This window comes from Flavobacterium collinsii, assembly GCF_902804485.1.
Taxonomy (GTDB): domain Bacteria; phylum Bacteroidota; class Bacteroidia; order Flavobacteriales; family Flavobacteriaceae; genus Flavobacterium; species Flavobacterium collinsii.
This window is the reverse complement of record NZ_CADCST010000067.1, coordinates 81,946-94,966: the sequence shown is the minus strand read 5'-3', so window position 1 is coordinate 94,966 and position 13,021 is coordinate 81,946. Positions and strand designations below refer to the sequence as shown.

Sequence of the window (13,021 nt, the reverse complement as noted above, 5' to 3'; positions counted from 1 at the left end):
GATACACATTGAAAAAGCATTTTCGGATATTATTGTTTTTAACTCTTATCTTGTTCGGATGTACGAATGAAACAAAGAAAAATAAAGATGAAAATTCTTCAACAGATAGTCTCTCTATCTATTTTTCATTGGCTAGTGATATTAATATGCCCCTGAATTATAAACAAAGCTATAATCAAAAAGCTTTTGATATAATTGTAGGTCAAAAAAATGACTCTCTTAATAGAGTAAATCTGTTTAAAGTGGCTAATCGTTATTATAACATGAGCGATTGGAAAGCCTATAAAAAAACATCAAAGTTAATTCTGGAACGAGCAATAGATAGTAAAGATTCATCTAGTATTGCTAAGGTTTATACCTATCTGGGAGATTATTATCGATCACAAACGATTTCAGATAGTGCCTTTTTAAATTATTTTGCGGCAGAGAAAATATATTTGCGAATTAACGACGAGCTTAACCTCGCCAAGACATTTTTTCTCAAAGCAGATTTGCAGTTTAGTGAAGCAGATTATTTCGAAAGTGAAATAATGGTATTTAAAGCACTTAAGATTTTAAAAAAGGAGAAACAAGTTAATAATCAACTTTATGATTGTTACAATCTTTTAGGAGTATTGTATAATGAACGGACAGAATATGATAAAGCATTGATGTTTCACAATAAGGCACTGTCTATTTTAGAAGATAAATCAATTCCATTAGATTTACAGTTAAAAGCTACTTCGCTAAACAACATAGGCTTTGTTTACCTAAGTATGGAGGATTACGAAAAGGCGAAGACATATTTTAGGAAAGGTTTGTTGCAAAAGAATTTATTTGAAGAAAGTGCAACATTATATGCAATGCTTTTAGATAATCTGGCTTATGCTAAGTTTAAGTCAAAAGAATTTGATGAACTTCCCGGACAATTTTATGAGGCGTTGAAAATTAGAGATAGTTTAAAGCTTACCTCGGGAATTATATTGAATAAAATACATCTATCTGAATATTATGGATTTAAGAAAGATACTTTGAGAGCTTTTCAATTTTCAAAACAAGCTTTAAACTTATCCCGGGTTTCAAATAAATTAGGAAATACTTTAGACGCTCTTAAACAAATTGCTATTGTTGATCCTGAGAATGCTCCAAAATATTCAAAGGAGTATATAGAAATAAATGAAAAACTGGTAAGAGAGGAGAGGATTATAGGAGAGAAATTCTCGAGGATTCAATATGAAACCAACGAAATAAAAGATCAAAATTCAAACTTACAAGAAAAAAATAAAACCTTAATCTACGTCTTCAGTATTTGCACGCTAATTGGTTTGTTTTTCTATGTTTACAAAACACAGCAGGCAAGACATAGGGAATTACTTTTTAAGCAGCAACAGCAAGTTGCCAACGAAGACATCTATAATTTGATGATTCTGCAACAAAACGATATTGAACAGACTCGAATTAAAGAAAAGAAAAAAGTAGCGCAGGATTTACACGATGGTGTGTTGGGAAGAATGTTTGGTATTAGAATCAGCCTTGACAGTTTAGATAAGGTAGATGAGACCGAGGCAGCTCCCAAGAGAAAAAAATACCTTGAGGAACTGAAAAAAATTGAAGAAGATATACGTGAGATTTCGCATGATTTAAACAGAGAGAAATCGGAATTAATTAATAATTTTATCGCGATTTTAAACAAATTGTTTGAAGATCAAAGAAACACGTATGATTCAGAATTAATTACCTCTTTTGATTCTAATATTAAATGGGAACTGGTGAGTAATACAGTAAAGATTAATTTATACAGAATTGTTCAGGAAGCACTTCAGAATTGCAATAAGTATGCAGAGGCGAGTACGATTACGGTCAGTTTTAAAAGTGAAGTCGATCATCTGATTTTGTCAATTGCTGATGATGGAGTTGGTTTTAATACCAGAACAACGAAAAACGGAATAGGATTGCATAATATTCAATACAGAGCCGCAGAATGTAAAGGTGTGGTCTCATTAAAATCAGTCAAAGGAGAAGGAACTCTTTTGATGGTTAAAATTCCTATAGATCAAAAAATAAACCTACAGCATAAATGACAATTGACCCCAACGCCCCGGTTCCTCAATTAATTAAAAAAAATATTTTAATTGTTGACGATCACCCTTTTATTATTGAAGGATATAAAAATGCGATCACGCGCTACAATCCTAAACAATATGAGTTTCTTATTTTACAGGCCCACGATTGCAAATCAGGATATGACTTAATCGAAGATGCTCGGACTCCGGAATTTGATGTTGCTTTTTTAGATATCAGCATGCCGGCGTATGAAGAGAAAGATATTTTTTCGGGTGAAGATCTGGCGAAGTTACTTTTGAAGAAAATGCCAAGATGCAAAATAATTCTGCTTACAATGTATACCGAGTTATTAAAAATTAAAACAATCATCAGAACGATTAGTCCTAATGGTTTAATCATTAAAAATGATCTTACTTTTGATGAATTGCTTTTTGCGTTTGATAAAGTCATGAAAAGTGATAAGTATTACAGCCAGTCCGTTCAAAAGATGCTCAATCAATCGACTCATAATTCAATTGAAATTGATGAATTTGATAAGCAGATTTTGTTTCATTTGTCAAAAGGAACTTCTTTGGAAGATATGCCGCAATACATCCCAATTTCTGTTAATGCTATCGAAAAGCGTAAAGCGGGGCTTAAGGAACTTCTTAAAGTGAAAAGCGGTTCTGATGACGACTTAGTCAAAGAAGCAAAATGCAAAGGGCTTTTGTAGAGAAGGAAATTACAAATAAAAAAAATCCAAATTCCGGTGATGTTTCTGGAATTTGGATTTTTTTTATTTTAGTTCTCAGTCTTCAGTCTCAGTCTCGGTCTTCAGTCTCAGTCTCAGTCTTCAGTCTCAGTTTTCAGTCTCAGTTTTCAGTCTCAGGTTTTAGTTAGCAGTTTATTAAACACTGTAACTGGAAACTGGGACTGAAAACCGCGACTAAAAAACTATTCCGTCAAAGCATCCCAACCACGGGCTTTTAAAGCAATTTTCGTATTGGCACGTGTTACAAGATGTACTCCTTCGCTTTCATCAGCCATGTGACCAATAATCGAGAAGTTTGGGTTTCCTTTTATTTTGTCAAAATCATTGATGTCGATCGTAAATAGCAATTCATAATCTTCACCGCCGTTTATAGCCACTGTTGTACTATCGATATTGAATTCTTCGCAAGTTGAAATGAATTGAGGGTCTAGCGGAAGTTTATCTTCATATAAATTACAACCCACTTTTGATTGTTTGCAGAGGTGCATAATTTCAGAAGATAATCCGTCTGAAATATCAATCATCGCCGTAGGTTTAATTTCGAGAGCGTGTAATAAAGTACGAACATCTTTTCGGGCTTCGGGTTTTAACTGGCGTTCGATCAAATAACTGTACATATCCAGATCCGGTTGGCTGTTAGGATTCACCTGGAAAACCTGTTTTTCACGCTCCAATACCTGCAATCCCATGTAAGCAGCTCCTATATCTCCGGTAACGACAAGTAAATCGGTTTGTTTGGCACCATTTCGGTAAACAATTTCTTCTTCGTTAGCTTCTCCAATTGCGGTGATGCTAATAATTAGTCCTTTTTGTGATGAGGTAGTATCGCCGCCAATAACATCTACTTTGTACTCTTTTGCAGCATGTGTAATGCCTTCAAATAATTCTTCTAAGGCTTCTAGTGGGAAACGGTTAGAAACCGCCACAGAAACCGTTATTTGCGTTGGTTTTGCATTCATTGCACAAATGTCGGACAGGTTAACAACAACCGATTTGTATCCCAAATGTTTTAAAGGCATATACGCCAGATCAAAATGCACTCCCTCAATTAATAAATCGGTAGAGACCACTACTTTTTTGTCCTTAAAATCAAGAACAGCGGCATCATCGCCTATACTTTTCAGGGTAGATTCCTGGGTAACATCAAAATTTTTGGTTAAATGGTCAATTAGGCCAAACTCGCCTAATTGTGCTATACTGGTACGTTGCGGATTTTTATCTTCGATCATTTTCTTTTAAGTTCCAAAGTTTGTAAGGGGCAAAGGTACAAAGGTTTTATCGAATTTAAGGAGATGTTCTCTTTGAACGCCTTCTTTATCTGTAGAGAAACGTATCTTTAGAAGAGAAAATGAAAAATATTTTATTTTTTTATTTCCTGCTGACAAACTGTTGTCACCGACCCTCAATACTTTTGAAGTAAGAAATAATTAAAACTTTAAAACTATGAAAACATTAGCAGCCCAAGTAATTACTCCCGAAGATTTATTGATCCACTGGCAAGGACACCGTAAGCTTACACGTAACCTTATTGAAAAATTTCCGGAGAAAGATTTTTTCGAATTTTCAATCGGAGGAATGCGAACTTTCGCTCAGTTGACTGACGAACTTTTGGCTATCGCGGCTCCTGCATTAAAAGGGATTGTAAATAAAGAGATCAAACCTTATACCGAAGCATCTGAAAAATTGATCTTTAAAGCACAGTACCTGGAAAAATGGGATGAAGCAACAGCCGAAATTAACGAATATTGGAAACAATTGTCGATCGAAGATTTTAGCGAAACCTTTAATCTGTTTGGTCAGTACGAATTTCCTATAATTCAAAATGTATTATATTTTATTGATAACGAAGTGCATCACCGCGGACAAGGTTATGTGTATTTAAGAGCCTTAAATATCGAGCCTCCATTTTTTTGGGAGAGAGGACTATAGCCAGAAGTGCTAAATAAATTTCAATCTATTTTATTCAAATTTAAATCGAACAGTATGAGTTTTAAAAAAATTATGACCAATTATGCCGATTATAATTTGTGGGTAAATCAGCAATTTGTGAATTGGCTTTCGGCAAAAACAGATGAATTGCTACATAAAGAAGTTCTTTCAAGCTACCCCAGCATTATTAAAACGCTAAATCATATTTGGGAAACTGAGGAATATTGGTTTTCGGTAATAACTGAAACTCCCCAGCCCGAAAGAAGAGTGAGTACTGATTTAAACAAGGATGAAGTATTTGAAGGTTTATTGAATACCTCTGCAAAATTAGCGGCATTCATCACATCATTATCAGACGAACAGTTATTGAAAACAATCAAAATCGAAAATCCATGGTTTCAGTGTGATTTGCCTGTTAGCGATTACTTGTTGCAGGTGGTGAATCACGGAACGTATCACAGAGGTCAAATTGTAACTATCGGAAGAAATATTGGTATTACCGACGCTTCGAATACCGATTATAATTTTTACAATGTGGTAAAAGAGAAACACTAGATTTGAAAAATGCCTAAAGATGAACTTCATCTTTAGGCATTTTTTTTATAACAGTCTTTTTCGGTTGATTTCCAGTAATGCGAGCGTTGAGGTTTTGAGTTTTTCAGGTTCCAGAATCGTAGCGTAATCTCCATACATTAGAAACCAGCGCGGAAATGAGTTTTCGATATCGCGTGACATAAAAGTCATTTCTATTTTTCCGTCTACTTCTTTTTCTGAAATGAATCCGTGGTACTTTTTTTCGGTACTCAGATAACGGGCGATTTTCTTGTCAATTAAAATTCGGACTTTTGTTGTTGGGCACGTTTCTGTTTTCTTTATATACGTTTCTAAAGCATCGTGTTCGATCGTAAAATCAGCATCTGTTTTTCGAATACCCTGAATTCTGTCTGTTCTAAACTGACGATAATCTTGTCGTAAATGACAATATCCTAAAAAATACCAGTTGTTGTTATCGTGAAAAACCCCAACAGGTTCTATGTTTCTTTGCGTAGCCGTATCGGTTTCGTAGGTTTTGTACGAAAGTAAAAGCTGTTTTTTCTCCGCAATACCTTCAAAAAGAAGTGCTAAAGTATTTGGCGAATTATCGTTAAACAGAGGTTCAGCAGTGTTCATTACAACTCTGGATTCGATATTGGAGAGCCAGTCTTTATCGGTACTTCTTAAAACAGATTTCAGTTTGTACATAGCCGAAGCATAATGTGCTCCAAGAGATGGATCGGTAAATTTTTGCATGAGTTTTTCGGCGGCAATAAAACTGCTTACTTCTTCGCGTGTAAACATAACGGGAGGCAATCTGTAACCATCCATCAAAGCATAACCAACTCCGGCTTCACTGTAAATAGGGACTCCTGAAGCTTCCAGCGTTCGAATGTCTCTATAGATTGTTCGTAAACTACAATCAAAACGATCAGCCAATTCCTGTGCTTTTACAATTTTTTTGGATTGTAATTGGATGAGGATGGCGACAATTCGGTCAAATCGTTTTGGAGTTTCGTCCATTTTTTCTAGGTTCAGAGGTTTTTTGTAAAGTTGCAAAGGTTCAAAGATACAAAGGTTCAGAGTTTAAAGAAATAATAAATGTGTTCCAAATTAGGACAGATTTATGGATTAAAAATTATCCGCAATGTCAATTAATTTTATTTTTTGATATCTGTGTCGAAATTCTATTTCGAAATTGTGTTAAGAACGGTTTTGCAGACAATCCATTTTTTTATTTTGTGTTTCCACAAGCTGAATCTTGTAGAGGCGCACGGCAGTTTTGTAATTTCGAAAAGAAGTTTGGAGCCAAATGAATAAAAGTCTTTTTATTTGTTCAGATTTTTTTACATTTATTCCGGCCTAAAAAAAACAAAATGGAAAAAGAATTTACCTACCAGCAGACTTTAGATTTAAAGAATAAATTAAAAGCAGGAACTTTTAAGAGAGAATTGGAATTTTTTAATTTAATTGATCAGGGTTACGAACCAGACCAAGTAAAAAAAATATTAGACAATCTACTGAAAAGCCACAAAGATGATTTGTTTATTGAAGCTAAAGAAGCAGAGAAAGCCAAAGAAAGAGATAAAATATCTTTTGCGGCGGTCATTATTATTTCAGCCTTAATTGGAATATTGGGAGGCAACAATGGATTAATGATATTAGTTTCGGTTGTTGCGGCCTGTATGTGCGGCTACTGGAGCTCTCCTGAAAATCCAATTCCTGCAATGACAGGTTATGGAATTGGTGCTTTTCTTATGCCAATTTTCTGTGCTTTCTACCTTAAAGGCAGAAATTCTTATTTTAGTATAGAAATTCTAATTCCTCTGCTGTTTTCTTTTGGGCCAGGATTATTAATGAAATACCTTCTTTCATTATTAATGCCGTCAGACCAAGAATAAAATTATATATATGATAGAAAATTACTTCTTTAACGAATATGAAAAAAGATTCGAACCTAATGAAACCAAGTGTACTTATTGCGAGCAAGATTATATGAAAAGTATGAATGACTGCTATTTTGTACCCCTTTTTGTAGAAGCGGACAGGACTAATATTGTCGTATACCGATCGGTTAAATATTCTAAAATTTTAATTGGAATTCCAAGATGCTCTTCTTGTAAAGCAATTCATGAAAAATCAACTTCGAAGTCACAGTTAATAACAGGAATTAGTATTGTGCTGGTAATTTTTCTTTTGGTTTATAACTTCATGCTGCTTAATCCGTTTGTTGTAGTGGGAGGAATTTTTGCAATGATTTTTGGAGGAATTTATGGATCAAAAAAAATGACAGAATCTTTTGTGGTAAGTCATGATATTTACACTCTGGAAGATGGAGCAGAAAGAAATGAGGTAGTTCGCGACTTAATCGTGGCAGGCTGGTCTTTTACACAGCCATCAGCATAAAAATAAAAACCCGACAACATAAGTCATCGGGTTTAATCTATATTCTTTCCTCTTTATTCTTTTTTCTAAAATAAAAAAATCTAGTCGTTCAATTTCAAAACAGCCATAAACGCCTCTTGTGGAATCTCAACGTTTCCTACCTGACGCATACGTTTTTTACCTTTTTTCTGTTTCTCCAAAAGTTTACGTTTACGAGAGATATCTCCACCATAACATTTTGCGGTAACGTCTTTACGAAGTGCTTTAATGGTTTCACGAGCGATAATTTTAGCACCAATCGCTGCCTGAATCGGAATGTCGAATTGTTGTCTTGGAATCAGCTCGCGTAATTTCTCGGTCATTTTTTTACCGATGTTGTAAGCGTTGTCTTCGTGAATCAAAGCAGAAAGTGCATCAACCGTCTGAGCGTTCAAAAGAACATCCAGTTTTACGAGTTTTGAAGTTCTCATTCCAATAGGAGAGTAGTCAAAAGAAGCGTAACCTTTAGAAACTGTTTTCAAACGATCGTAAAAATCGAATACAATTTCGGCCAATGGCATGTCAAAATTCAGCTCAACACGTTCTGTTGTCAAATACGTTTGATTGGTAATCTGACCACGTTTTTCGATACACAAACTCATTACGTTTCCAACGAAATCGGCTTTTGTAATGATGGTTGCTTTTATAAAAGGTTCTTCAACACGGTCTAAACGAGAAGGTTCAGGCAAGTCTGAAGGATTGTTTACAACAAATGCAGTTTCGGGATCTTTTTTGGTATACGCCAAATACGAAACGTTAGGTACAGTAGTAATAACCGTCATGTCGAACTCACGCTCTAAACGTTCCTGGATAATTTCCATGTGAAGCATTCCTAAGAATCCGCAACGGAAACCAAATCCTAAAGCGGCAGAGCTTTCTGGAGTAAAGACTAACGAAGCATCATTTAATTGCAATTTCTCCATAGAAGAACGCAAATCTTCATAATCTTCGGTATCAACAGGATAAATTCCGGCGAAAACCATTGGTTTTACATCCTCGAAACCTGTAATCATATTGGTTGTTGGTGTTTTGGCATCTGTAAGAGTATCTCCTACTTTTACCTCTTTGGCTTCTTTAATTCCTGAAATTAAATAACCAACATCACCGGTAGAAATTACATTTTTTGGAACCTGATTTAATTTTAAAGTTCCCACTTCATCGGCAAAATATTCATTGCCGGTAGCCATGAATTTAATTTTCTGTCCTTTTTTGATTTCTCCATTCATTACTCTGAAGATAACCTCGATTCCACGAAACGGGTTGTAATGTGAATCAAAGATCAATGCCTGCAATGGTTCATCAACATTTCCTTTTGGAGCCGGGATTTTTTCAATAATAGCTGCTAAGATATTCTCTACACCAAAACCGGTTTTTCCCGAAGCATGAATAATATCTTCTAATTTACATCCTAATAAATCGATAATATCATCGCTTACTTCTTCAGGATTGGCACTAGGTAAATCTACTTTATTCAAAACCGGAATAATCTCAAGATCATTCTCTAAAGCCAGATATAAATTAGAAATAGTTTGTGCCTGAATACTTTGAGCCGCATCAACGATCAAAAGAGCACCTTCGCAGGCCGCAATAGATCGTGAAACTTCGTATGAAAAGTCAACGTGACCGGGAGTGTCAATTAAATTTAATATATATTCCTCGCCTTTGTAAGTGTATTCCATTTGAATGGCGTGACTCTTAATGGTAATTCCACGCTCACGTTCCAGGTCCATGTTGTCAAGCAATTGTGCTTTTTCTTCACGAGCTGTAACGGTTTGTGTAGCGCCCAATAAGCGGTCTGCCAGTGTACTTTTACCGTGGTCAATGTGTGCAATAATGCAAAAGTTACGTATCTTCTTCATTTTAATATGTCAATTCTCTAAACGAGTTTAAGTAATTTCCGGGTATAAATTTGCACTGTAGCAATTGCCTTAGAGCATGTTATTAAGCCGCAAAGATAGCGCAAAGTTTTGGATTCTGGAATGTTGATCTTGGATAGTTGAATACGGAATTTTAAAATGGCTTTTAAAATGTTAAAATAGATTGTGATTTTCTCTAAAAAGAGAGGGAAAATAGAACCCGACAGGTTTTTGAAACCTGTCGGGTTTAGTGTAATTAACTAAATCATTCTAATTTTAAATTATAACCCAGTTGAAAGTATAGTGGAATCAGAGGTTCTGTTTTAAAATCCTGGGTAATTACTTTTCCCAGTCGTAAAGTAAGGTCACTTCGGCGAAAGGAATATCCGGCTTGTATGCCATAGTTGAAATTGCCTCCGGTTGACGGTTCATACCAACCATTTTTTACGTCGGGGTAGACTTCTTTATAAACTGCCGAATTTTTAAAATGAGTAACAATCGCTTTGTCAAAACCAAATTCTCCGGCGGCAAACCATTTTGGTTTATAATATCCAATAATCGCAGTTGCATCGGCGCCAAAGTTTTGTAAGGTGACTAACGGATTTTCGTATCGGCGATAAATTCCGTGAATGGCTGCATTAAAACGGAAATGATTCAGTTGGTAGAGATTCAGTTGTCCGCCAATTTTACTTTTAAAATCATCCGGTATTGTTTCACCTGATGGTAAGGAAAAAGATGCTTCGATTACAATTGGCAGTTTGGTTTTGAGATGGTAACCGTAAGCAAGTCCGTAAACAAAACTATATTCCCAGCCGGCATTTATATTTAGAATGTGTTTTTGATTCTCTTTAAGATTTTCCCAGTTTATAGTTTGTGAATAGGTTTTGGTTAAGAAAAGAGAAAGAATAAAGGTGATTATTACTAGTATTGTTTTCATCGTCTGGTTATTTTAGAGCATTTAAATAGTTCAACACTAAGAGATGTACATTTTTCCAATTGAAGTAAATCATCTCATGTCCGGCTTCTTTTACTTCGACTATGGCAGCATTCGGAAAAAAAGCTGCTTCTTTTTGAGCAAAAGACAAACCGTACGATTGATTGAACTCACCGTACAAAAAGAGAACTTTGGTTTTATACTGACTTAGGTTTGACGTAAAGTCAAAGCCATCATTTTCGGCGATATCGGTAAAGCTTTCTAAGACCGTTGTTCCGATCCTCCAAAATGGTGATGGTCCCGGAATACCTTCTTTGTTGCCTTTTGCATAAGAGAAACTCGTAGAAATGCCGAATTTGTAGTCGAGAATTTCATGTTGGTTTTCTTTTCCGGTCAAAAACTGATCGACATACAGTAAGTTACTGGTGGCTTCGGAGAATAATTTTATTTTCCGGCTTATTTCGCCATAATCGTCTAATAGTTTTTTGTTTAAACCTCCCGGTTCTGCCAGAATAACACCACTAATAGTAGTGGGATATTTGTTTACATAAGCTGCGGCGAGCATGGCGCCCCAGGAATGCCCAAAGAGAAATATTTTTTGAGCATTGGTTTTTCGGTAATATTTTATGACTTCGGTAAGATCATCGAGTACGAGTTGAATTGAGTACGTGTTTTTGTCATGTCTTTTGGATAATCCGGAGCCTCTTTGATCGTAGAAGATCACATAATAGCCTTCATTGGCGAGTTGTTTTACATCCAAGGCGCTTCTATAGTCTGAGCCGGGCCCGCCATGGAGGAAAACGAGCATTGGGTTGTTGGGATTTCCGAAAGTTTCAGCGTGCAGCTGCGTTCCGTTTATAAAAATAGAAGGGATAGAGGCATCCTGATCGACAGTTTTGGGAACTAAATTTCCAAGGCCCTGAATGTCATTTTCATTTTCGCATCCAATAAAAAAGAAAATTGAAACAGCGATTACGGCTGAGTAAAGTACTTTGGTTTTCATTGCATAAATTGGTTTAAATTTCTGCAAAGATGTACTGTGGTACTATGCTGGTCGCCCCAACTTGTAAGGTGGTTCCAGTTTATAACTTAAAAATCTGACAGGTTTTTAAAAACTATTAGGTTTAAAATTGAAGTTATTTCAGGGATTAAGGAATGAGCTCATTTTTTAACACATAGGGACATAGATTTTTATCTTAAAATAAAGGAGATCAAAAAACAAGTTTTTGCACATAGCTATGTTTGTTTGAAACAAATGAAATGCCTTTTCTGAGTTTACAAAAACTATGTTTCTATGTGTTTAGGAGAATTGATTTTTGAATTATAAATTCAAACCCGACAGGTTTCAAATGAAAGTTTTTTTAAATATTCAGAAGGAGAAAGTCCGGTTTCTTTTTTGAAATTTCGGTTGAAAGCCGTTTTCGAATTAAAGCCACATTCTAATGCGACAGACAGGAAGGTAAATTTTTGATTTTCAGGCAAACGGATTGCTTTTTTAAATTCCTCAACACGTTGGGAGTTGACGTAATCGTAAAAATTTTTCTGTTCGACCGAATTGATGACCTGCGAAAGTGTATTTGGATGAACGCTTGTCCTCTGGGCCAGCTCGGTTAAAGTTAAATCGGCATTTTTGTAGAGTTTTTCATCGTGCATAATCTGAGTCAGCTTCTGATGAATGGTTTGAAGTTCTGTAGTGGTAAGGCCTGATTTTTCGTATTTAATTTTTTCAGATTGATGGGCAACAGTGGTTTTTTCTGCTACTGAAGTCGTAGTTAGGTTGTTTTCGGAAAAGTGTTGGTTTGTAAAAATCCCAACTTGTTTGACACCGAAATACCCAATAAAAATCAAATAAAAAACGACAACCGAAAAAATATACTGATCGTCAGAGAAAATGACCACGATCCAGATGATGCTGGATCCGATAATTAAATAGCGCAGCCAGGTCAGGTTGATTTTTTCGGTAAACGAAAATTGATTGTTGATGTTCTTGCGGTGTTTTACGAGTTTCTGCAAGGAAAGTAAAGCATAAACAATTCCGGAAAGGAGTACTGCGGCATACAAAACAGTGATCAGGGTCTCGTATCCCTTTCCTTCATTTTTGAAAACAGTTACTTTTTCGTCGAAAGACAAATTATAAAAAGGTGTCAATACCAGAATGGCAGCTAGAAAAGGAATAAAATGTAAAAGATTAAACTTTTTATAGCGATTTTGGTTCGTTAAAGCCGAAGTATATAAAAATAAAAAAGGTCCCTGAACTAAAGGCATCGGAAGCTCTAATCCCAGTAAAAAAGGGAAGTCGCTATAATCATTTTTGTAATGAAGATAGAACAGGAATAAATGAAAGCCGGTAAAAAACAGCCAGAGTGCCAGAATCTTGTCGGCCTCGGTTTTGTTCCTTTTGCTTGCCAGTACAACAACCAGAAAAAAGGTGATTATAATGCCGGTTAAATACAACATACAGGTTTTGATTATAAATTAAATCGGTTGTTGGAAATATCAGGCAAGATAATTTATTTTGTTCAATTATCTGAGGTCGTGGTGTTTCGTAAA

General features: G+C 35.5%; 12 protein-coding genes. 6 read left to right on the top strand and 6 right to left on the bottom strand.

Annotation, left to right across the window (positions count from 1 at the left end; all coding sequences use genetic code 11):
• Nucleotides 1-8: 8 nt before the first annotated feature.
• Nucleotides 9-2,060, top strand: coding sequence for a tetratricopeptide repeat-containing sensor histidine kinase (locus FLA105534_RS05880; protein WP_173965106.1), 2,052 nt, complete (start codon nt 9-11; stop codon nt 2,058-2,060).
• Nucleotides 2,057-2,755 carry a response regulator gene (locus FLA105534_RS05875; protein WP_173965105.1) on the top strand — a complete coding sequence of 233 codons (699 nt, stop codon included), beginning with the start codon at nt 2,057-2,059 and terminating at the stop codon, nt 2,753-2,755. Before FLA105534_RS05880 ends, FLA105534_RS05875 begins: the two co-directional genes overlap by 4 nt.
• 221 nt (nt 2,756-2,976) lie before the next feature.
• On the opposite strand, the gene thiL is transcribed toward FLA105534_RS05875, so the two are convergent.
• Nucleotides 2,977-4,023, bottom strand: a complete 1,047-nt coding sequence (gene thiL / locus FLA105534_RS05870; protein ID WP_173965104.1) for a thiamine-phosphate kinase — start codon at nt 4,021-4,023, stop codon at nt 2,977-2,979.
• Nucleotides 4,024-4,237: 214 nt separating this feature from the next.
• On the opposite strand from thiL, the gene FLA105534_RS05865 reads away from it, so the two are divergent.
• Nucleotides 4,238-4,723 (top strand): DinB family protein, encoded by a 486-nt coding sequence (locus FLA105534_RS05865; RefSeq protein ID WP_173965103.1) that lies wholly within the window; start codon nt 4,238-4,240, stop codon nt 4,721-4,723.
• A 54-nt stretch (nt 4,724-4,777) separates the two neighbouring features.
• Nucleotides 4,778-5,278, top strand: a complete 501-nt coding sequence (locus tag FLA105534_RS05860) for a DinB family protein (protein WP_173965102.1) — start codon at nt 4,778-4,780, stop codon at nt 5,276-5,278.
• Nucleotides 5,279-5,323: 45 nt separating this feature from the next.
• On the opposite strand, the gene FLA105534_RS05855 is transcribed toward FLA105534_RS05860, so the two are convergent.
• Nucleotides 5,324-6,280 carry a helix-turn-helix transcriptional regulator gene (locus tag FLA105534_RS05855; protein WP_173965101.1) on the bottom strand — a complete coding sequence of 319 codons (957 nt, stop codon included), beginning with the start codon at nt 6,278-6,280 and terminating at the stop codon, nt 5,324-5,326.
• Nucleotides 6,281-6,633: 353 nt separating this feature from the next.
• Here FLA105534_RS05855 and FLA105534_RS05850 point away from each other — a divergent pair, with 353 nt between their 5' ends.
• Both FLA105534_RS05850 and FLA105534_RS05845 read left to right on the top strand, forming a co-directional pair.
• The gene (locus FLA105534_RS05850; RefSeq protein WP_173965100.1) at nt 6,634-7,158 is read left to right on the top strand and encodes a hypothetical protein; all 525 of its coding nucleotides are present in this window, start codon (nt 6,634-6,636) and stop codon (nt 7,156-7,158) included.
• A gap of 10 nt (nt 7,159-7,168) precedes the next feature.
• Nucleotides 7,169-7,663, top strand: a complete 495-nt coding sequence (locus tag FLA105534_RS05845) for a hypothetical protein (RefSeq protein ID WP_173965099.1) — start codon at nt 7,169-7,171, stop codon at nt 7,661-7,663.
• Between the two features lie 80 nt (nt 7,664-7,743).
• Here FLA105534_RS05845 and lepA read toward each other — a convergent pair whose 3' ends face one another.
• From lepA to FLA105534_RS05825, 4 genes are all read right to left on the bottom strand, one after another.
• Nucleotides 7,744-9,540, bottom strand: coding sequence for a translation elongation factor 4 (gene lepA / locus FLA105534_RS05840; protein WP_173965098.1), 1,797 nt, complete (start codon nt 9,538-9,540; stop codon nt 7,744-7,746).
• Between the two features lie 262 nt (nt 9,541-9,802).
• A complete protein-coding gene (locus FLA105534_RS05835; protein ID WP_173965097.1) occupies nt 9,803-10,474 on the bottom strand; it encodes a hypothetical protein in 672 nt (223 codons plus the stop codon).
• Nucleotides 10,475-10,481: 7 nt separating this feature from the next.
• Nucleotides 10,482-11,474 carry an alpha/beta fold hydrolase gene (locus FLA105534_RS05830; RefSeq protein ID WP_173965096.1) on the bottom strand — a complete coding sequence of 331 codons (993 nt, stop codon included), beginning with the start codon at nt 11,472-11,474 and terminating at the stop codon, nt 10,482-10,484.
• Nucleotides 11,475-11,800: 326 nt separating this feature from the next.
• On the bottom strand, nt 11,801-12,928 hold the full coding sequence (locus tag FLA105534_RS05825; protein WP_173965095.1) for a helix-turn-helix domain-containing protein: 1,128 nt from the start codon (nt 12,926-12,928) through the stop codon (nt 11,801-11,803).
• Between the last annotated feature and the right edge of the window lie 93 nt (nt 12,929-13,021).